Annotated in this window: 20 protein-coding genes; 9 read left to right on the top strand and 11 right to left on the bottom strand. The window is 70.4% G+C overall.

The window, feature by feature from the left end; genetic code table 11:
* Positions 1 to 8 precede the first annotated feature (8 nt).
* The 7 genes from FBZ83_RS27700 to FBZ83_RS27670 all read right to left on the bottom strand — a co-directional run bounded on the left by FBZ83_RS27700 (position 9) and on the right by FBZ83_RS27670 (position 7,833).
* Positions 9 to 1,007 carry a glycosyltransferase family 9 protein gene (locus FBZ83_RS27700; protein WP_145690006.1) on the bottom strand — a complete coding sequence of 333 codons (999 nt, stop codon included), beginning with the start codon at positions 1,005 to 1,007 and terminating at the stop codon, positions 9 to 11.
* Between the two features lie 17 nt (positions 1,008 to 1,024).
* The gene (gene lptF / locus FBZ83_RS27695; RefSeq protein WP_145690005.1) at positions 1,025 to 2,146 is read right to left on the bottom strand and encodes an LPS export ABC transporter permease LptF; all 1,122 of its coding nucleotides are present in this window, start codon (positions 2,144 to 2,146) and stop codon (positions 1,025 to 1,027) included.
* Between the two features lie 117 nt (positions 2,147 to 2,263).
* A complete protein-coding gene (locus FBZ83_RS27690) occupies positions 2,264 to 3,976 on the bottom strand; it encodes a methyl-accepting chemotaxis protein (RefSeq protein WP_145690004.1) in 1,713 nt (570 codons plus the stop codon).
* A gap of 152 nt (positions 3,977 to 4,128) precedes the next feature.
* Positions 4,129 to 4,854 (bottom strand): ABC transporter ATP-binding protein, encoded by a 726-nt coding sequence (locus FBZ83_RS27685; protein WP_145690003.1) that lies wholly within the window; start codon positions 4,852 to 4,854, stop codon positions 4,129 to 4,131.
* The gene (locus FBZ83_RS27680) at positions 4,854 to 5,843 is read right to left on the bottom strand and encodes a branched-chain amino acid ABC transporter permease (RefSeq protein ID WP_145690002.1); all 990 of its coding nucleotides are present in this window, start codon (positions 5,841 to 5,843) and stop codon (positions 4,854 to 4,856) included. The genes FBZ83_RS27685 and FBZ83_RS27680 overlap by 1 nt, the downstream gene beginning before the upstream one ends.
* Entirely contained in the window at positions 5,840 to 6,709 is an 870-nt protein-coding gene (locus FBZ83_RS27675) for a branched-chain amino acid ABC transporter permease (RefSeq protein WP_145679789.1), read from the bottom strand. Before FBZ83_RS27675 ends, FBZ83_RS27680 begins: the two co-directional genes overlap by 4 nt.
* 107 nt (positions 6,710 to 6,816) lie before the next feature.
* Entirely contained in the window at positions 6,817 to 7,833 is a 1,017-nt protein-coding gene (locus FBZ83_RS27670) for a L,D-transpeptidase (RefSeq protein WP_145690001.1), read from the bottom strand.
* A 74-nt stretch (positions 7,834 to 7,907) separates the two neighbouring features.
* Here FBZ83_RS27670 and FBZ83_RS27665 point away from each other — a divergent pair, with 74 nt between their 5' ends.
* Positions 7,908 to 9,701, top strand: coding sequence for a tetratricopeptide repeat protein (locus tag FBZ83_RS27665; RefSeq protein ID WP_145690000.1), 1,794 nt, complete (start codon positions 7,908 to 7,910; stop codon positions 9,699 to 9,701).
* Between the two features lie 67 nt (positions 9,702 to 9,768).
* Here FBZ83_RS27665 and FBZ83_RS27660 read toward each other — a convergent pair whose 3' ends face one another.
* Complete coding sequence (locus tag FBZ83_RS27660; RefSeq protein ID WP_145689999.1) at positions 9,769 to 11,043, bottom strand: ABC transporter substrate-binding protein; 1,275 nt, start codon at positions 11,041 to 11,043, stop codon at positions 9,769 to 9,771.
* A 114-nt stretch (positions 11,044 to 11,157) separates the two neighbouring features.
* On the opposite strand from FBZ83_RS27660, the gene FBZ83_RS27655 reads away from it, so the two are divergent.
* From FBZ83_RS27655 to FBZ83_RS27640, 4 genes are all read left to right on the top strand, one after another.
* Positions 11,158 to 12,564 carry a glycosyltransferase family 2 protein gene (locus FBZ83_RS27655; protein WP_145689998.1) on the top strand — a complete coding sequence of 469 codons (1,407 nt, stop codon included), beginning with the start codon at positions 11,158 to 11,160 and terminating at the stop codon, positions 12,562 to 12,564.
* 220 nt (positions 12,565 to 12,784) lie between these two features.
* Positions 12,785 to 13,477, top strand: a complete 693-nt coding sequence (locus tag FBZ83_RS27650; protein ID WP_145689997.1) for an endonuclease III domain-containing protein — start codon at positions 12,785 to 12,787, stop codon at positions 13,475 to 13,477.
* 141 nt (positions 13,478 to 13,618) lie between these two features.
* Positions 13,619 to 14,074 carry a cupin domain-containing protein gene (locus FBZ83_RS27645; RefSeq protein ID WP_145689996.1) on the top strand — a complete coding sequence of 152 codons (456 nt, stop codon included), beginning with the start codon at positions 13,619 to 13,621 and terminating at the stop codon, positions 14,072 to 14,074.
* A 112-nt stretch (positions 14,075 to 14,186) separates the two neighbouring features.
* Positions 14,187 to 14,429 carry a DUF1178 family protein gene (locus FBZ83_RS27640; protein ID WP_145689995.1) on the top strand — a complete coding sequence of 81 codons (243 nt, stop codon included), beginning with the start codon at positions 14,187 to 14,189 and terminating at the stop codon, positions 14,427 to 14,429.
* Between the two features lie 27 nt (positions 14,430 to 14,456).
* Here the strand turns inward: FBZ83_RS27640 and FBZ83_RS27635 are convergent, their stop codons facing one another.
* Positions 14,457 to 15,362, bottom strand: coding sequence for a peptidoglycan-binding domain-containing protein (locus FBZ83_RS27635; protein ID WP_145689994.1), 906 nt, complete (start codon positions 15,360 to 15,362; stop codon positions 14,457 to 14,459).
* A gap of 251 nt (positions 15,363 to 15,613) precedes the next feature.
* On the opposite strand from FBZ83_RS27635, the gene FBZ83_RS27630 reads away from it, so the two are divergent.
* The gene (locus tag FBZ83_RS27630; RefSeq protein ID WP_145689993.1) at positions 15,614 to 15,874 is read left to right on the top strand and encodes a hypothetical protein; all 261 of its coding nucleotides are present in this window, start codon (positions 15,614 to 15,616) and stop codon (positions 15,872 to 15,874) included.
* A gap of 7 nt (positions 15,875 to 15,881) precedes the next feature.
* Here FBZ83_RS27630 and FBZ83_RS27625 read toward each other — a convergent pair whose 3' ends face one another.
* Positions 15,882 to 16,313, bottom strand: a complete 432-nt coding sequence (locus tag FBZ83_RS27625) for a hypothetical protein (protein ID WP_145689992.1) — start codon at positions 16,311 to 16,313, stop codon at positions 15,882 to 15,884.
* Positions 16,314 to 16,345: 32 nt separating this feature from the next.
* A complete protein-coding gene (locus FBZ83_RS27620) occupies positions 16,346 to 17,794 on the bottom strand; it encodes a GH1 family beta-glucosidase (protein ID WP_137104796.1) in 1,449 nt (482 codons plus the stop codon).
* Positions 17,795 to 17,937: 143 nt separating this feature from the next.
* Here FBZ83_RS27620 and FBZ83_RS27615 point away from each other — a divergent pair, with 143 nt between their 5' ends.
* From FBZ83_RS27615 to FBZ83_RS27605, 3 genes are all read left to right on the top strand, one after another.
* Positions 17,938 to 18,132, top strand: coding sequence for a twin transmembrane helix small protein (locus tag FBZ83_RS27615; protein ID WP_014197605.1), 195 nt, complete (start codon positions 17,938 to 17,940; stop codon positions 18,130 to 18,132).
* Between the two features lie 21 nt (positions 18,133 to 18,153).
* Positions 18,154 to 18,723, top strand: coding sequence for a cob(I)yrinic acid a,c-diamide adenosyltransferase (locus tag FBZ83_RS27610; RefSeq protein WP_145689991.1), 570 nt, complete (start codon positions 18,154 to 18,156; stop codon positions 18,721 to 18,723).
* A 145-nt stretch (positions 18,724 to 18,868) separates the two neighbouring features.
* Positions 18,869 to 19,479: electron transfer flavoprotein subunit beta/FixA family protein (locus tag FBZ83_RS27605; RefSeq protein ID WP_145689990.1), on the top strand; the 611-nt coding region annotated here is incomplete at its 3' end.

Raw genomic sequence — 19,479 nt, 5'->3', positions numbered from 1 at the left:
TGTCAACTTTAGGGACCTGTTTCCGGTGATTTGCAAGGATTTGTCACGACTTCGCGCCGTTCCTGAGTTGCCGGCCCGAACAGTTCCTCCGCCGCCTGCTCGACCGCGTCCACGGAGATGCCGTCCATCAGTCCGGTGGCCCGCGGGTCGGCCTTCTGGCGGGCCAGCAGTTCGGAGCGCGGAACCCGGCTGATCACGGTGCGCGCCGCCACTCCCCACGGGCCGTAGGTCTCCGGGAAGCCCGGGCCGAACAGCCCGACGGTTGGCGTGCCGGCGGCGGCGGCGATGTGCATCAGCCCGGAATCGTTGCCGATGTACAGCGCCGCCCGGCGCACGCAGGCCGCCGCGGCCATGGGGTCGGTGCGGCCGGTCAGGTCGATGGCCCGGCTGCCCAGCGCCTCCAGAACCGGGCGGGCGCGCTCGCGCTCCGGACCGGCGGCCAGGACGGCGACGCGCCGGCCGGACAGCCGGCCGCCGGGGCCGGTCAACCGTGTTGCAAGTTCGGCGAAGCGCTCGGCCGGCCATTCCTTGCCGGTCCAGTTGGCGGTCGGGCCGATCGCCAGGAACGGCTCCGTCCCGCCGGTCAGCAGCCGGTCGGCCTCGGCCTCGGCCGCCGCGTCGATCCACAGGCGCGGCGACGGCGGCGGCGACAGGCCGAGCACCCGCCCGATCTCCTCCACCTTGTGGAGGTGCGGGGCGCGGGCGTGGAAGAAGCGGCGTTTCGCCAGGACGAGCCGGCCGACCGCGGAGTTGCGCAGGTCCACCACCAGATCCCAGCGCGTGCCGACGCAGGCCCGCCACAGGTCGATCCAATGCCGCGCCCAGGCCCGCTTCGGCATCGGGATCAGCCGCTCCAGCCCCGGCACGGAGCGGAACAGCGGCGCCGGCAGCGGTCCGCAGGCGATGGTCAGCGCGGCGTCCGGATGCCGTTCGCTCAGATGGGCGAGCAGCCCTGTGGACAGGACCGCGTCACCCAGACGGTTGGAGGTGATGAACAGGATGCGCAAGACCCGGCCCGCCTCCCTCAGCCCGCCGCCGCTTCGCCGCCGGGCGGCACGCGCCGCCGCAGGTTGCGCGACAGGATCCAGGCCGCCGGCGCCAGCGCCGCCACCGGCAGCACATACATCAGCGGCACCAGCACGGTGACCTTCGCGGCGAGGCTGGACAGGCCGAGGACGGCCGACTGGATCGCCATCACCACCAGCACCGCGGTGGTCACGCGCACCGACTGGCCGCGCCGGTTGAATTCGCCCGACAGCAGGCAGGCCAGCGCCACCATGGTGTAGGCCAGCGCCAGCAGGGGCGAGGACAGCCGGTGGTGCAGCTCCGCCAGCAGGTCCCGCATCATCTTCGGGTCTTCCGCCAACTGCGGCGACGGGTGCAGAAGCTCGTCGGTGGAGCGCTCGCGGGCGTCCGGATAGCGCTCGGCGCTGGCGCTGCTCAACACCTTCAGGTCGACGGCGTAGCGTTCGAAGAAGAGCTGCGACAGACGGTTGGTCTTGCGGTCCAGTTCCTGCCGGTTGCCGTTGTAGACGACGAAGCGCGCGCCCTCCGACCCGGTCAGCATCACCGCCCGCTCGCCCATGATGGTCACCGGCTTTTCCGGAACGCGCCCGTCATGGATGATCACGTTGTGCAGGTTGGCCTCGCTGTCGCGCTCCCGCACGAAGACGCTGAAGCGGTCGCCCACCTCGTTGAACACGCCCTCGCGGAGGAACAGCTGCGAATAGTCGCTGCGCACCGCGTATTCCATGCGCACCAGCTCCTGGTGGGCGGCGGGCGTCAGCCACAGGTTCAGCACATAGACCGCCACCGTCACGCCCGAGGCCAGCAGCATCGCCGGCGCCGCCAGGGCGAAGGGGCCGACGCCGGCGGCGCGCATCACCACCAGCTCACTGTCGGTCGCCAAGCGGTTGTAGGTGAACAGCACCGCCCCGACCAGGGCCAGCGGCAGCACGATGCCGAGGAAGGTCGGCACCGTCAGGATGAGCAGCCACAGGAACACCCGCATCGGCGCCCCGGCCTCCACCACCATCTCGATCAACCGCAAGGACTGGCTCAGCCAGATCGTCAGGGTCAGGCCGGCCGTGGAGTACAGGAGGGCGATCAGAAGATTGCGGAAGAGATAGCGTTGCAGTCGGTTCATGTGCTTGCGTCACGGGGAAGCCCGGCGAGAAGCTGACGGGCTCGGGCGTCCGGGTCAAGTGTTGATCTGGCCGACGACCCGGCGCACCGAACTTTTGCTTCGCAGGGCCCCGCGGCATCAGGCGGTGCGCACCGCGGTCAGGAACACCTCCACCTTGCTGCGCAGCCCGTCCGCCTGATCGGACAGCGATCCCGCGGCCTCCAGCACGTTGCGGGCGACGCTGCCGGTCTCGCTGGCCGCCCGGTTCACGTCGGCGATGTTGGAAGTCACGTCCTGCGTACCGGCGGCGGCCTGCTGGATGTTGCGGGCGATCTGCCGCGTCGCCGCCTGCTGCTGCTCCACCGCCGCGGCGATGGTCGAGGCGACCTCGCTGATTCGGCCGATGGTGCCCATCACATCGCCGATGGAAGCCACCGCCCCCTCGGTCTCGCTGCGGACGGAGACGATCTTCGCGGCGATCTCGTCGGTGGCGCGGGTGGTCTGGTCGGCCAGCGCCTTCACCTCCGCCGCCACGACGGCGAAGCCCTTGCCCATCTCGCCGGCCCGCGCCGCCTCGATGGTGGCGTTCAGCGCCAGCAGCCGGGTCTGCGAGGCCACCTGGGTGATGAGGTCGATCACCGCGACGATCTCCGCCGAGGCGTTGGCGAGGCTGCGCATCGCCTGGTCGGCGCGCTCGGCCTTGTGCACCGCCTCGTCGGCGATGGCGGTGCTGCTGGCGACCTGGCGGCCGATCTCCTGCACCGAGGCGGCCAGCTCCTCGGTCGCGGTGGCGACGGTCTGCACGTTGGCGCTGGCCTGCTCCGACGCGCCGGCCACGGTCACCGACTGGCGGGTGGTCTGCTCCGCCGTGGCGGCGAGCTGGCTCGCCGTCGCCTTCATCTGCACCGCGGCGGCGGAGACCGAGCCGAGCACGGCCGCCGCCTCGCGGTCGAAGCGGCCGGTCAGCTCCTCGATGGCGCGGGCACGGCGGGCGCGGACGTCCTGCTCCGCGTGCTCGCGCGCCGCCGCCTCGCGCGCGGCGATCATGTTGTCCTTGAAGACCAGCACGGCCTTGGCCATCTGCCCGATCTCGTCGCCCCGCCCGGTGGCCGGCACGGGCGTGGCGGAGTCGCCGTCGGCCAGCCGCCGCATCGCCTCGGTCATGGCGCCCAGCGGCCGCACGATGGAACGGGACGTCAGCAGGATCGCCGCCGCCGCGATCAGCAGCCCCAGCGTCAGCAGGACCGCCTGGATCAGCACCAGACGGTCGGCGCCCTGGATCATCCCCTCCGTGTCGGCCTGCAGCAGGGCGCGCTGGCGCGGAATCAGGCCGCTGGCGTCGTTGGAGCGGGCATCGCCGACCAGCAGGCTCATCACCTGATTGGCGCGCGGGATGGCGTCGTCGTTGAGGGAGTTCAGCGCGCCCATCTGGTCGCCGATGGTGCCCAGCGATTCGGCCATGTCCTGGTCGCGGCGCAGATGGTCGAGCAGCGGCTTCACCGCGTCCCAGGTGGCCTGGACCTGCGGGTCGGACCAGCGGGCGGACAGCCCGTCCAGCTCCTGGCGCAGGGCGTCGATGCGGTCCCAGGCGACGTTGCGCTCCTGCTTCAGATCTTCGCGGTTGGTCAGCAGATAGCCCTGCATGGCCGCGTTGGTCGCGGTGACCGAGGCGACGATGCCCTGCCCGGCCAGCGCCGTCGGCATGCGGACGTCGGCCACCAGACGGCTGAGCGCCTTCCCGTTGTCGGTCAGCAACAGGCCGGTGCCGACCGTCACCACCAGCACCGCGATCACCGCCGCGAAGCCGATCGACAGCCGCTGGCCAATCCGCAGATTGCCGAGTGCCTTCATTCGTTCCTCCCATGCAGCCCCCTGTTCGGGCGCTTGTTTTCTCGACCGGACGTTGCTGTGTCGGTCGTTGCCCTTATCTGGGAACGAATGATGGGCCAACAAACATTAAAGGAGTGTTTCCGGCGCTCCGGCGCCCTGTTTCCGATGACGGGTCAGAGATCCTCGGCGCCCAGATACGATTCGATCACCTTGGGGTTCGCCACGACCTCCGCCGGCAGGCCGTCGGCGATCTTCTCCCCGTGATCCAGAACGACCACCTGGTCGGACAGGGCCATCACCGCGCGCATCACATGCTCGATCATCAGGATGGTCATGCCCTCGCGCCGGTTCAGGTCGCGCAGCACCTCGACCATGCGGTCGACCTCGGTCGGGCGCAGGCCGGCCAGCACCTCGTCCAGCAGCAGCAGGATCGGGCGGGTGGCGAGCGCGCGGGCGACCTCCAGCCGCTTGCGGTCCGGCAGGGTCAGGCTGCGCGCCGGGCGGGCGGCCTGATCGGCCAGCCCCAGCCGGTCCAGCACCGTCCGGGCGTGGTCGCGCGCCGCCGTCACCGACCGTTCGCGGGCCAGCGCGCCGACGATCACGTTCTCTTCAACCGAAAGCTGTCCGAAGGGCTTGACGATCTGGAAGGTCCGGCCGATCCCGGCGGCGCAGACGCGGTTGGGTTTCAGCCCGGTGATCGCGGCGCCCTTCAGATGCACCCGCCCCTCGTCGGGCGGGAAGACCCCGGCGATCAGGTTGAAGGTGGTCGTCTTGCCGGCGCCGTTCGGCCCGATCAGCGCGACGATCCGGCCCTCCGGCACGGCAAAGCTGACGTTGGAAACGGCCTTCAACCCGCGGAACCGCTTGGACAGTCCCTCGACCTCGAGAAGCGCCGCCATCACGCGTCCTCCCCGCGACGGCGGACGAGGCCCAGCCGGGCGGCCAGCCACGGCCACACGCCGTCCGGCCGGTAGACGACGATCACCACCAGCGCCACCCCGTAGAACAGCTGCTTCAGGCCCGGCAGGTCGAAGCCGGTCGCCTCGATCAGGAAGGTCAGCACCTCGCCCAGCGGGGTCAGGATGAAGGCGCCGAGGATCGGCCCGATCAGCGTGCCGATGCCCCCGACGATGGCCGGCAGGATGATCTCGATGGAGCGGCCCATGGAGAAGACCTGCTCCGGAAACAGGTTGTTGAAGTAGAAGGCCTGGAACACCCCGCCCAGCGCCGTCAGGGCGGAGGATACGGCCACCGCCGCGATGCGGGCGCGGAACAGGTCGACGCCGACCGCCTCCGCCGCCTCCGGCTCCTCGCGCACGGCCAGCCACTGGTAGCCGAGCCGGCTGTGCAGCAGAACCCGCGACAGCGCCAGCGCGGCCAGCACCAGCGCCAGGATCACGTAGTAGAACAGCTCCGGCGAGCCGCGCAGGTTCAGCAGGTCGTTGCCGGCGTCGCCGGCCACCGGGATGAAGAAGCCGCCCGAGCCGCCGAACCACTGCAGATGGTCGAAGCCGATGCGCGCGACTTCGGCGAAGGCGATGGTCAGCAGCGCGAAATGCACGCCGCGCACCCCGAAGCGGAAGCCCAGGAAACCGATGAAGCAACCGGCGGCGGTCGCCGCCAGCATGGCCACCCACATGCCCGCCCAGGGGCCGATCCCGAAATGCACGAACAGCGCGGCGCTGGCGTAGGCCCCCAGCCCGACGTAGAGCGCGTGGCCCAGCGACAGCAGGCCGGAGAAGCCCATCATCACGTTCCACGCCTGCCCGACATAGGCGAACCACAGCACCGTGGTCAGCACCGACAGGACGTAACGGTCGGCGACCATCGGCGCGGCCAGCAGCAGCGCACCGCACAGCGCCAGAAGGACGATCCCGCGCCCCGTCACGACCGTTTCCCCAGCAGGCCCTGCGGGCGCAGAAGCAACACCACGATCAGCACACCATAGCTGAAGAGGGATTTGAGCGACGGGTCCAGCAGGAAGCCGGCCATCGCCTCCGAGAAGCCGATCAGCATGCCGCCCAGCAGGGCGCCCGGCAGACTGCCCAGCCCGCCGACGATGACGATGATGAAGCTCAGCAGCGTGTATTCCGGCGCGAGCTGCGGCCGGGAATCGACCAGCAGCGTCATCAGCGCGCCGGCGATGCCGACCACCCCGGCGCCGATGCCGAAGGTCAGCGCGTAGAGCCCGTCGATGTTCAGCCCGACGACGCGGGCGCCCAGCGGGTTGTCGGCGCAGGCGCGGATGGCCTTGCCGGTGCGGCTGAAGCGGAAGAAGGCGAACAGCGCCACCGTCACCACGATCGCCCCGGCCCCGGCACGCAGCCGCACCGCGTCGAGCAGCAGCGGCCCGATCTCCACCGTGTCGAAGCTGTAGGGCACCATGACGTTGCGCGAATCCGGCCCGAACAGCATCAGCATGGCGTTCAGGATGATCGTCGCGATGCCCAGCAGCAGGATGAACTGCATGTGTTCGGGCCGTTCCACGAAGCGGTTGACCAGCCCGCGCTGGAGCAGCCAGCCGAAGGCGAACAGCACCGCCGCCACGATGGGCGCCGCCAGGATCGGGTCGAGCCCGAGCAGGCTGGCCAGCAGCACGGCGCCGTACATGCCGGCGACCATCATCTCGCCATGCGCGAAGTTGACCACCCGCACGACGCCGAAGATGACCGACAGGCCGAGCGCCGCCAGCCCGTAGACCAGCCCGGTCAGCAGGCCCGATGCGGCGATGTTCAGGTAATAGTCGAACGGCATGCGCGATCAGCCCTTGGCGGAGCCCCGAAACGGCCAACGGAGCCCCGGATGGCCAAGCCTGAGCGGCGTAGCAGTCCTTGGGAAGCGTGGCAAGTTTCCTGTGCGAATCATCGACGCTTTGCATCCTCAGGACGCACGGCCTCAAGACGCATGACCTCAAGACGGGCCTCCTCCAGGCGGGCGCCCAGGGCATCGCCCAGGCAGGACTTCGCCGCGGCGGCGACCACCGGGTCCCCCTCCATGCCGCGGCGGACCCAGCAGAGGGCGGTGATGCGGTCGTCGAAGCGGCGTTCCTCCTGGAGCAGCGCGTAGGCGGCGGCGTCGCGGCGCTCCGCCGGCAGGGCGGCGAGGCGGCGCTGCTGCAGCCCGCGCGCCCGCCCGTCCAGCACGGCCAGGTCCGGAACCGTACAGATCATCCGGCGCAGCGGGGCGCCGGCCGTGGCGCAGCGCGGGTCGGGCAGGATGGGAAGCGGCGGCGCAACCGGTGGTAAGGGGATCGGAGGTGGGGAAGGCGCCGCCGCGACCGCGACGGCGGGTTGCGGCGGCGGGAGGATGGCCGGACCGGAGGCGGCCCCGGAAACGACCTGCGAAACGACCCCGGAGACGACTCGGACGGGCGTCCCGACCGGCACCGCCTCGAACAAGGTCGCGATGTCGGCGGGCAGCATGCGGAAGCAGCCGCCGCTGGCCCGGCGCCCCACCGAATCCGGCGCGTTGGTGCCGTGGATGGCGATGGCGGTCCAGCCGAGGTCGAGCGCGAACCTGCCCAGCGGGTTGGACGGTCCCGGCGGCACCGACGCCGGCAAAGCCGGGTTCTCCCGGCGCTGGTTGGCGGTGGGGTGCCAGGTCGGGTCGCGCCGCTTGCGCAGGACCCGGCTGTCGCCCAGCGGGATCGCCACGCCGGGCCGCCCGATGGCGACCGGGAAGGAGCGCGGGGGACGCCCGTCCTCCAGCAGATGAAGCCGGCGCTCGGTCAGGCTGATGACGATTTGCCGCGCCGGCGTTGTTGCGGCGCTGGTTGCGCCGTCCTGCGCGCGGAGGTGGCCGGGCGAAACGAGCGCCAGGGCAATCGCCAGGGTTGCCGACGGGACGAGATGCCACAAGAATGTCGCGGTGCGCTGCATGGGAAAAGTTCAGCGCATCCGCCCTAAAAGCGCGTAAACATGCCGTCAGGGACCAAGCAGCAGGAACGCCGACCATGGACACCATCGAACAGACGCTGGCCGTTGCGACCGAACACCACCGCGCCGGCCGCACCACGGAGGCGGAAAGCCTGTACCGGGAGGTGCTGGCGGCGTCGCCCGGCCATCCGGACGCGCTGCACCTGCTCGGCGTCATCGGGCTGCAGAGCGGACGGCCGGCGGAGGCGGTGGACCTGATCGGACGGGCGGTGGCCGGCGACCCGACCTCGCCCCTGCTGCACGCCAACCTGGGACACGCCCTGCACGCGACCGGCCAGTCCCGCGACGCGGCGCTGAGCTTCGCCCGCGCCCTGACCCTGCTGACCAACGAGGGCGAAGGCTGGGGCAACGTCAGCGCGCTGGCCGGGCTGATCCGCCGCTACGACGACGAGACCCGCCGCGCAGCGGCGGCGGAAGTCGACGCGGCCTACACCATGGGCGACGTGATGCGCCGCCACTCGCTGCTGTTCCTGCTCGACGGCGACGTCGCCCATTACGAGGCGCTGACGGACGCCGTGCTGGAAGACCCGATGCGCTTCACCGTGCCGTCGATCCATTACGCGTTCTGGGGCATGGCGATGCAGCTCTTCCAGGGCGCGGCGCGGCGTGGCGACACCGGCGCGTTCCAGTCCGGGAATCTCACCGACTATTACCGCCTGATGGTGGACGAGACGGCGCTGCGCTACCACCTGCGCCGCCGCATGAAGCGCGCCACCCCGCGCGACGCCGTCAAGCGGATCGCCCTGATCACCAACCAGATGCTCGGCGCCGGCCACCAGCCCACCGCGGACGCCTTCGACTTCGCCCGCCGCCTGCAGGACGAGTTCGGGCGCGAGGTGGTCATCATCAACCCGAACGCCATGGCGATCACCGGCGAGAACGGCTTCGTCCCCGAATATTCCTACAACATCACCGAGGAGTATGAGGGCGAGCAGGTCATCGCCGCCTTCGGCGCACGGGTCCGCATGATGTCCTTCCCGCAGAAGCGCTTCGACGAGGAGAAGGTGAACGCCATCGTCGATTACGTGGACGGATTCGACCCCGACGTCATCGTCGCCTTCGGCGGCTCCAACGTGGTGGCCGACCTGTTCTCCGGCGCCCGGCCGGTGATCTGCCTGCCGACCTCCTCCGGCCTGCCGCTGTCGATGGCCCGGCTGGTGCTGGGCTATGGCGAGACCGACACCGTGGCCGGCTGGCCGGCGGACATGGCGGAGCGTTTCCGTCCCTTCTCCTTCGGCTGGACCCTGCCGCCGACGGGGCCGGAGCGCAGCCGCGCCGATTTCGGCCTTCCCGAAGCCGGGCCGCTCTTCCTGGTGGTCGGCAACCGGCTGGACCAGGAGGCCGGTCCGGAGTTCCTGGCGCTGGCCGACTCGCTGCTCGACCGCCTGCCGGAGGCCCGCATCGCCGTCGCCGGCGGCGTGGAGGCTCTGCCGCAGCGGATCGCCGCCCTGCGCAACGCCGACCGCGTCCACGCGCTGGGCGACGTCGAGGATGTGCGGGCGCTGCACCGCCACGCCACCGCCCACCTGAACCCGCGCCGCCAGGGCGGCGGCGGCAGCGCGGCCTTCGCCCTGGCCGACGGGGTTCCGGTGGTGACCGTCGCGGCGGGCGACGTGGCGACCGTCGCCGGACCGGCCTTCACCGTGGCCGACGACGCGGCCTATCTGGAACGGGCCATCACCCTGGCCGGCGACGCGGCCTTCCGCGACCGGCAGTCCGCCGAGGCCCGCGCCCGTTTCGCGGAAGCCGGCGACCGCCGCGCGTCGGTCGAGCGCCTGCTCGCCTACGCGCTGGAAGCCCAGACGGCCTAAGGAAACGGCACAAAAAAGAAGGGGACGCGGCCGCTCCGACCGCGCCCCCCTTTCACCCTCCCATCGGTCAGGAGCGCTTGCCCCAGCCCGGCATCGGGAACACCGGCTCCATCTCCGCCGAGTCCTTGGGCAGGACCACGGTCGGACGCAGGTTGCGGTTCTGCAGGCAGGCGGAGATGAGCTGCGTGTTCTGCCCCTTCTCGTCGAAGGTGATCGCCGGGCCGACCATCATCTTGTCCTTCAGGTTGGTCTGGCGCAGGGCCTCCAGCAGGGTGGCCGGCTCCGCGGTGCCGGCGCGCTTGAAGGCGTCGGCGGCGACCAGGATCGCCTCCAGCGTGAAGGCGACGTTGAAGGCGTAGCCCTCGAAGCGGTCGTTGGGATACTGCTTCTTGAAGGCCGCCTCGACGCGCTTGGTCAGCTCCGCCTTGGGGTCGTACCAGGGCAGGTTGGTAATGGCGTAGTCGGCGTACTTGCCCAGCACCTTGTAGAACTGCTCGTCATACAGGCCGGGCGAGCCGGGGGAGACGACGCCCTTGGGCTCCCAGCGCTGCTTGACCATTTCGCGCACCAGCATGATGGCGTCGTTGGCGCGGGTGGTGACGATGGCGAGTTCGGCACCGGTCGCCTTGGCCTTGGCCACCTCGACCGCGAGGTCCTGGGCCTTGGGATCGTAGGAGATGCTGTCGACGATGCCGAAGGGCATGTCCAGCTTCGGGAACAGGGCGTCCATCGCCTGCTTCTGCGCCATGCCGAAGGTGTCGTTGGCGTGCAGGAACACCGCCGTCTTCGGGGTGACGCCGCTGACCGCGAACAGGTCCTTCATCAGCGCCAGCCCGTTGGTGACCAGCATGGTCGAGGTCGGGAAGTTGCGGAAGACGGTCTTGTAGCCCTGCTCGGTCAGGCGGTCGGCGGCGGCGATGTTCATCACCAGGGGCACGCCGCGCTGTTCGCAGACCTGCGCGGCGGCGGCGGTCTGGCCGCTGTCGAAGGCGCCGACGATGACGTTGGCGCCGTCGTTGATCAGCTTCTCGGCGCGCGAGCGGGCGACGTCCACGTTCGATTCGGTGTCGGCGGACAGGATCTCGACCTTGTAGCCGAGCTCGCCGAGGATGGCCGGCGCGATCTCGGCGCCGCGCTGGCAGGCCTGGCCCGCCTGGGCGAGCAGGCCGGAGCGGGGCAGCAGCACGCCCACCTTCAGCGCGGCGCCCTGCGCGAAGGCCGGCGCCCGGCCGAAGGTGGCGAGCGCGCCGGCCGAGAGGGCGACCGAGGCCGCGGCGGTGCCGAACTGACGGCGGGTGAGTCCTCCCGTGGACCCATTCTTGCTGATGCGATGATCGTTCATTATCGGGTGTTTCCCTGAGGCATGGTCCCGGAGCGGATGATTTCCCCGCAATTGCCTTTGTGTCAAAGTGGAATCCACCGCAAGGCGACACACGGACGAAACGGACCCCACCGAATGGCGACCATCGAGGAGGCGCTCGGCATCGCGCTCGACCATCTGAAGGCTGGGCGGCAGGCCGAGGCGGTGGAGCTGTACGGACGGATCCTGGACGTCGCCCCCGACAACCCGGAGGCCCTGCACCGGCTGGGCCTGCTGGCGGCGCTGGGTGGCGACCGCGAACGCGGCATGGCGATGATCGCGCGTTCGGTGGAGTTGGACGGCGGGGACGCCGACGCGCACTTCAACCTCGGCGCCCTGCTCCACGTCGCCTGGCGGACGGAGGAGGCGATCGCCGCCTACCGCCGGGCGCTGGCGCTGCGTCCCGACTTTCCCGACGCCGAATACCACCTGAGCGAGGCCCTGCAGGCCATCGGCCGCATCGGCGAGGCGCTGGAGGCGCTGGACGCGCTGCTGGCCCGCCACCCGCAATTCGTCCCCGGCTGGCGCCAGAAGGGCGACATCGAGGCCGACCTCGGCCGCCCCGGCGCCGCCGTGTCCTTCTACGAGATGGCGTTGGCCATCGATCCGCGCGACGAGGGGTCGCGGGAGCGGCTGGCGGCGCAGACCGCGGCCTACCGTGCTCGCCGGGCGATCCTCGACGGGGCCGGGCCGGACGGGCGGCTGGACCTGCGCGACGTCACCATCCTGGTCCCCTTCCGCGCCGACAGCGAGGACCGCAAGCGCAACCTGCGCTGGATCGTCTCCTTCCTGCTCAAGCACACCGACACCACCGTCCTGATCGGCGAGGACAAGGCGGGGCCGAGCGACGTCGCCGACGCGCTGGGGCCGGAGCTGGCCGCCCGCTGCCGGCACCTGCATCTGACCGGCAACGACACGCCCTTCACCCACAAGGCCCATCTCCTCAACCGTATGGTCGAGGCGGCGGAGACCCCCATCGTCGCCCTGCACGACACCGACATCGTGGTCGATCCCGTGCAGTACGCTCTGGCCCGCGACGCGGTGCGCGGCGGGGCGGCCATGGCCTTTCCCTACAACGGGCTGTTCTTCTGGATTCTCGGGCGCGAGGTCCACCGTTTCGGCCACACCCTGTCGGCGGCGCCTCTGAACGCGGTCTGCCCGCGCTTCCCGCTGATGCACCGCGATTCGCCGGGCGGCGGCGCTTTTTTCGAGCGGGCGGCGTTGCTGGCGGCGGGCGGCTACAACGAGCGCTTCGTCTCCTGGGGCTACGAGGACGACGAGATCGTGGTGCGGCTGCGCCGGTTGGGTCTGCGGGTGGAACGGGTGCCCGGGCCGCTCTACCATCTGGAACACGCGCGGCCCGAGAACTCCACCGACCGGAATCCCTTCATCGACGCCAACAAGGCGGAGCTGGAGCGCATCCAGGCCATGGACGCCGCCGCGCTGCGGGCCGAGATCGCGGCCGGCCGCCTGCGCCGGCCGCTGTTCTCCAGCGCCGGGTAGGAAGGGAGCCGGTCAGCCGGCCTTGTGCAAGACGAACTGGTTCGCTGCGAACTGGCCCACGGCGAACTGGGCGAACGCCCCTATCACTATGCCCCAGCCTCCTCTAATTTAAGACTTTCTAATTCGTTGAAATTGTACGGCCTCGCAAAGGGAAATGGGGAGCAACCCTGCCCTGCCCGCTGTTTCGGTGTGGCTCCCTTCACCATGCCAGCGACCGATCATGCCCCTGCGCTCCGCGCCCCCTCTCGCCGACAAGGACCCCTTCGACATCGACGAGGCGTTCCGGCGCCTGCGTCAGGCCGTGGCCGGACGCCCGAAGGCCGCCATGTTCGCGCTGCGCGACCGCGGCTACGACAGCCCCTTCGAGCAGCTGGTCGGCAGCCTGATCTCCGCGCGAACGCGCGACGAGACGACCATTGTGGTGTGTGAGCGGCTGTTCGCGGTGGCGCGCACGCCGGAGCAGATGGTCGCCCTGACGCCGGAGGCGCTGGCCCGCCTGCTCGACGGCGCGACCTTCCCGGAGCCGAAGGCGCGCGACATCCGGGCGCTGTCCCGTCGCATCATCACCGAGCACGACGGCGAGGTTCCCGACACGCCCGACGCCCTGATGGCCTTCCACGGAGTCGGGCCGAAGATCGCGGCGCTGACCCTGGCGGTCGGATTCGGCATCCCGGCGGTGGCGGTGGACGTGCATGTGCACCGGATCGTCAACCGCTGGGGCTTCGTCGCCGCACCGACTCCCGAGCGCACCATGGTCGCGCTGATGGAGCTGCTGCCCCGCCACTACTGGGTGGAGATCAACGAGCGGCTTGTGCCCTTCGGCAAATGGATCTGCACCGGAGACCGCCCACGCTGCTCCACCTGCGCCATGCTGTCCATGTGCCGGCAGGTGGGGGTGACGACCCACCGCTGAAGCTTCACGGCGGCGGGATGCCGCACTTCGCCGCAGGCCGCGACATCCGGTTGCAATTAACTGCGTTTTTTCTCCATTTTCATCTTACCGCCGCAGACAGGCAACCGCCTTGCTCCAAGGCCGCGGCATGGAGAACACGCAATGATCGTGGTAACCCGTTTGCGGACGGCGGCCATTCGTCGCGCCGCCCTCGCCACCGCCACGCTGTTCGCCCTGGCCGGCGGGGCCTCGGCGCAGGACAAGCCGGCCGCACCGGGGCCGATCGTCAAGACCCTGCTTCAGGCGACCACCACCGCGGACGGCAAGGCCTTCGCCTATCCCGACGGTAAGCCGCTTGTCACGGCGCGGCTGGTCGAGCTGCCGCCCGGCGGGGAGATCATCCGCCACCGGTACGCCGTTCCGCCGTTCGTCTACATCCTGGAGGGCGAGCTGACCATCGCCAGCGACAGCATGCCGACGCAGGTCTACAAGGCCGGGGACTCCTACATCGAGCAGGCGGCATGGCACAGCGGCCGCAACCTGGGCGACACGCCGGTGCGGCTGCTGTCGGTCTACCCCGGCGCGGAGGGCGTCGCCCTGTCGGAGCGCCCGCAGTAACCCGGTTCGCCGGGGCGGAGCGCGGTGGTTTGATTCACGTCATCGCGGGCGTCGGCGAAGCTCGGCCATGGTCGCCGCCCGTCCGTTGCCCAATCCACCCAGGGACCCCGCGATGATCCTCTACGCCCTGCGCTGCGCCTGCGGCCATGAATTCGAACAGTGGTTCAGGAACATGGCCGATTACGACACCCGCAAAGCCGATGGCCTGTCCTGTCCGTCCTGCGGCGGGACCGAGGTGGCGAAGGCGATCATGGCGCCGCGCGTCGGCGCGTCCAAGCCGTCGCCCGCGCCGATGCCCGCCTGCAACCCGTCCGGCTGCGGCAACGCGATGTGCCCGATGTCGCAGATGGCTTGACCGGCGAGGGCCTGGGACGGCGGATGCCTAGCGCCGTCCGCGCCCGCCGCTGGTGAGCGGCGGCAGGGCGCCGGTGGTCAGCTCCTCCCGGCGGCGGCCGCTGCCGAAGCTCGGTTCGCGGCGCTGCCCGCGCGGCCCGTCGTCGCGCGGCGCCGGCCGCGACGCGTTGGCCCGCCCGCTGCGCCACCACGCGAAGCCGATGCCGAGCACCGTCGCCCCGATCACACCCATCACACCATAGCGGGCGCCGTTGGCGGCCCAGCCCGGCAGCATCGAGCCGCTGTCCGCCGCCGGCTCGGCCACCGCGACCGGCTGCCCGGACGGCGTGGTTGCGGTGACGCTGGCTCGCGGCGCGGCCTGCGGCACCGGACCCTGTCCGGATAGGGAGGCGGTGGCAGACGAGGTGGAAGTGGGGGCACCGGACGGGCCGCCCGACGAATGGCTGCCCGAGGAACTGCTGGTGGCGGGCGGCCCGGCGCTGAACTGCGCGCCGCCGCCGACGCTGCCCGTTCCGCCGTCGATCCGCTGGGTGGGAGCGGCGCGGGGCACCACCTCGCGCTGCGGCTCGCGCGGCGCTTGGCCGGGGCCGCCGCCGCCGACCTTCTGCTGGGCGAGGTTCCCGACCGTCGCGGGGGCCTTGCCCTCGCGTTCGCCCATCATCTTGGCGATGGTCGCCTTGTCGAGCTGGTTGGTCACCGGCAACCCATGGGCGGCCTGATACTTGCCGAGCGCCGCCTTGGTCTCGGCGTGCATCTGGCCGTTGGCCCGCCCGCCGATGTTGTAGCCCTTGTCCTTCAGGATGGTCTGGGCCCATTGGATGTCCGCCGTCGATTGCGCCCGCGCCGGAGCGCCCGCCAGCAGACCCGCCGCCAGAACCGGCACCACCACAGCCAACGCGACCGCGCGGCGCGCGCGGTGCGAACCACCCGTCATGACCATCCTCCGTCCGAGACGCCAACCGACCATCGCCCACCCACTATCGTGGATGCGCAACCGTGTTACCAGATTGCGGCGGATTTCCGGGCGCGATTTTTGTGCGCCTGCGTTGCGGCGGCATCAGGTCCCCCTCCCCCGGCCGCCCCGGAAGGGCCGGCCGCTTCCCCATCCGTCGAGCGATGCGCGCACAAAAACGTGGTATAGATCCATCACGGCGCATTATGGGGCGCATTGTGGGAGGCCGTGGCATGGCGACTCTGAGACACGCGATTCTGGCGGGCGGAACGCTGCTGCTGGCGGCCTGCGGCAGCACCCCGGCCTACCGGGAATGGACGGCCACGGAAACCACGGCGACCGCCGCCTACGACGAATGCACCGAGCAGGTGGACAACACCATGCGGCTGCGCGGCTATCCCTACCGGCCTCTGCCCGAAACGCCGCAATTCCGCTACCGCAAGGAGATCTTCGCGCTGTGCATGCGCCGCAAGGGTTACACCGCCGAGGATTGAGCGCCCGTCACGGCCCCGGCAGGCCGTAGCGCAGATAGAGCAGGCCGCCGATCAGCACCCCGGCCAGCACCACCGCCGCGTAGAAGCGCAGCGGCAGCCGCACCCTCTCCCGCCGCCGCGGCTTGGCCTCGCCCCTGGCCGCGGAGCGGGGCGCGCCCCTCGCCGGAGCGGCTTGCCGGACCGTTCCGGCCGCTCCCCCCTGGTTGGGGTCGTGCAGTTCGATGAGCTTCCAGTTGAACTCGATCCCGTCGCCGCCCGCCCTGGCGTTGTGGTCGAGCTGGATTAGGCGGAAATAGGCGCGCGGATTCACCCGCACCATCAGGTTGAAGCGGGCGCGGGCGTGGTCGAGGTCCTCCCCGACCTCCAGCGTCTTCCAGCCCTTGCCGCGCGCCTTCTGGATGGCGAAGCGCGTCGGCTGGGCGATGGGAACAGGCGCCATGATCGCGGCCCCACCCTCTTGCGCCCGCCCCCTTACACCGAGGTCGGAACGCCCTTCTTGCGGATGACGTCGGCGTACCAGTGGTAGCTGGCCTTGGGACGGCGCTCCAGCGTCTGGCGGTCCACCTCGATCAGGCCGAAGCGGCGCTGGTAGCCCTCGGCCCACTCGAAGTTGTCGAGCAGGCTCCAGACGAACCAACCGCGCAGGTCGACCCCCTCCTCCAGCGCCTGATGGCCGGCCAGCATGTGGCGGCGCAGGTAGCTGATGCGGTCGTTGTCCTGGACGAAGCCCTTCGGCCCGGTCTGCTCGGGATAGGCCGCCCCGTTCTCCATCACATAGACCGGGGGGTTGCCGTATTCCTGCTTCAGCTCGATCAGGATCTCGGCGATGCCGTCGGGCTCCACCGGCCAGCCCATCCCGGTCGTCGGCGTGCCCTCCGGCGGAGAGCCGTAGCCGGTGCCGAACAGGCCCGCCGGATCCGGCTGCTGGTGCATGCGGCTGTAGTAGTTGATGCCCAGGAAGTCGATGGGCTGGCGGATCGCCTCCAGGTCGCCGGCCTTGACCAGCGGGGCGAAGCCGTCGCGCAGAAGCTCCGGATACTCACCGCGCAGCAGCGGGTCGAGGCAGGCGCGGTTCCACACCGCATCCCACATCAGCGAGGCCGCGTAGTTGGCGTCCAGCCCGCCGACCGGCCAGACCGGCTGCAGCGACAGCACGGTGCCGAGTTGCCAGCCCTTGCCGCCGCCCGCGGCGCGCAGAGCCTTCAGCGCCATGCCCTGGGCGAGGTTCTGGTGGTGGATCGCCTTGAAATAGTTGCCCTTGCCGGTCATCCCCGGCGCGTGCCCGCCCAGCCCGTGGCCGAAGATGGCGTGGACGGACGGCTCGTTCAACATGCTCCAGTGCTTGGCCCGGTCGCCGATCCGCGCGGCGACGAGCTGGGCGTAGTCGGTGAACCAGCCGGCGATGTCGCGGTTGGTCCAGCCGCCGCGGTCCTGGAGCGCCTGGGGCAGGTCCCAGTGATACAGGCAGGGCCAGGGCGCGATGCCCTTGGCCAGAAGCGCGTCGGTCAGCCGGTCGTAGAAGTCCAGCCCCTCGGCGTTGGCCGGGCCGGTGCCGGTCGGCTGGACGCGCGGCCAGGCGACGGAGAAGCGATAGGCGTTCATCCCCGCCTTCGCCATCAGGTCCACATCCTCGGCGTAGCGGTTGTAATGGTCGCAGGCCACGTCGCCGGTGTCGCCGTTCGCCACCTTGCCGAAGGAATGGCTGAAGGTGTCCCACACGCTGGGGCCGCGCCCGCCGGCGGTGACCGCGCCCTCGATCTGGTAGGAGGAGGTCGAGGCGCCCCAGACGAACTTGTCGGGGAAGGCGGCCAGCACTTCCGACGGCTGGGCCACCGCAGCGCGGCGCGTCGTCAGAAAGGCTCCGGCCGAGGCCGCCAGCCCGGTGGCCGCCGCCGCCTTCAGGAAACTCCGCCGCCGCATACCGAATTCCTCTCGCCGTCCGGGTCGTCCGCGACAATGTAAGAAGACCGGGCGTCAGCGCAACAGGCGCCTCGCATCGGAATGCCCATGTAACCGGTTTGGCCGGTGTGGGCGTAACCTGGACCGTGAGGTATGATGGCGCCATGAACGGACTCGTCATGTTTCTGCTGATCGTGGCGCTCGGCCTCGTGGTGGCGTCGCTGTTCTCCGGGCTGTTTTTTATGGCGCGCGGCGGACAGGGCGATTCGCGCAAATCGAACCGGGCGATGCGGATGCGCGTGGCGCTCCAGGGGGTGGCGCTGGTGCTGTTCCTGCTCGCCATCCTGACCCACGGCTGATTGAGGACACCCACAGGAATCATGGTCAAGCTGACCCGCATCTACACCCGCGGCGGGGACCGCGGCGAGACCTCGCTGGGCGACGGGCGCCGCGTGCCCAAGCACGACCCGCGCGTCACCGCCTACGGCACGGTGGACGAGGCGAACGCCGTCATCGGGCTGGTCCGGCTGCACACCGCGGACCAGCCGGAAACCGACGCCATGCTGGCGCGAATCCAGAACGACCTGTTCGACCTGGGCGCCGACCTCTGCACGCCGGAGGCGGAAAACCCGGCCTATCCGCCGCTGCGCATCCTGGAATCGCAGGTGGACCGGCTGGAGGCCGAGATCGACGCGATGAACGCCGATCTCGCCCCGCTCACCTCCTTCATTCTGCCCGGCGGCTCGCCGGCGGCGGCGCATTTGCATCTGGCCCGCACGGTGGTGCGCCGGGCCGAGCGGCTGATGACCGAACTGGCGGAGGTGGAGCCGGTCAACCCGGCGGCGGTCAAGTACGCCAACCGCCTGTCCGACCATCTGTTCGTGCTGGGCCGGAAACTGAACGCGAACGGAGCGGCCGACGTGCTGTGGGTTCCGGGCGCAAACCGTTGATGCAATTCCGCCTCCTTCGCGCTTGCGGCGTAGGCGGCGTTGACAGCCAAAACGTCAACTCCTATGGTCGCAGCGCTGTCACAAGCTGCCCGATTCGGCGCCAGCGGCGAAGGTGCGCCTGCATAATTCAAGAAAAGGGTGGGATATGAAGGTCCTCGTCCCGGTCAAGCGGGTGGTCGATTACAACGTCAAGATCCGCGTCAAGGCGGACGGTTCCGGCGTTGAGACCGCCAACGTGAAGATGAGCATGAACCCCTTCGACGAGATCGCCGTCGAAGAGGCCGTCCGCCTCAAGGAAGCCGGCACGGCGACCGAGGTCATCGTGGTCACCGTCGGCCCGACGGCGTGCCAAGAGACGCTGCGCACCGGCCTCGCCATGGGCGCCGACCGCGGCATCCTGGTCCAGACCGACGCCGAGACGCAGCCGCTGGCCGTCGCCAAGGTGCTCAAGGCCCTCGTCGAGAAGGAAGGCCCGACCTTGGTCATCCTGGGCAAGCAGGCGATCGACGACGACTGCAACCAGACCGGCCAGATGCTCGCCGCCCTCTTGGGCTGGCCGCAGGGCACCTTCGCCTCCAAGGTCACGCCGGGCGAGGGCTCGGTCACCGTGACCCGCGAGATCGACGGCGGGCTGGAGACGGTGCAGCTGACGCTGCCGGCGGTGGTCACCGCCGACCTGCGCCTCAACGAGCCGCGCTACGCCTCGCTGCCCAACATCATGAAGGCCAAGAAGAAGCCCATCGAGACGCTGGCCCC

The sequence above is a fragment of the Azospirillum brasilense genome (genome assembly GCF_007827815.1).
In the GTDB taxonomy this organism is placed as follows: Bacteria; Pseudomonadota; Alphaproteobacteria; order Azospirillales; family Azospirillaceae; genus Azospirillum; species Azospirillum brasilense_C.
Note: the sequence above shows the minus strand (reverse complement) of the source record. Positions and strands in the feature narration are given on the sequence as shown.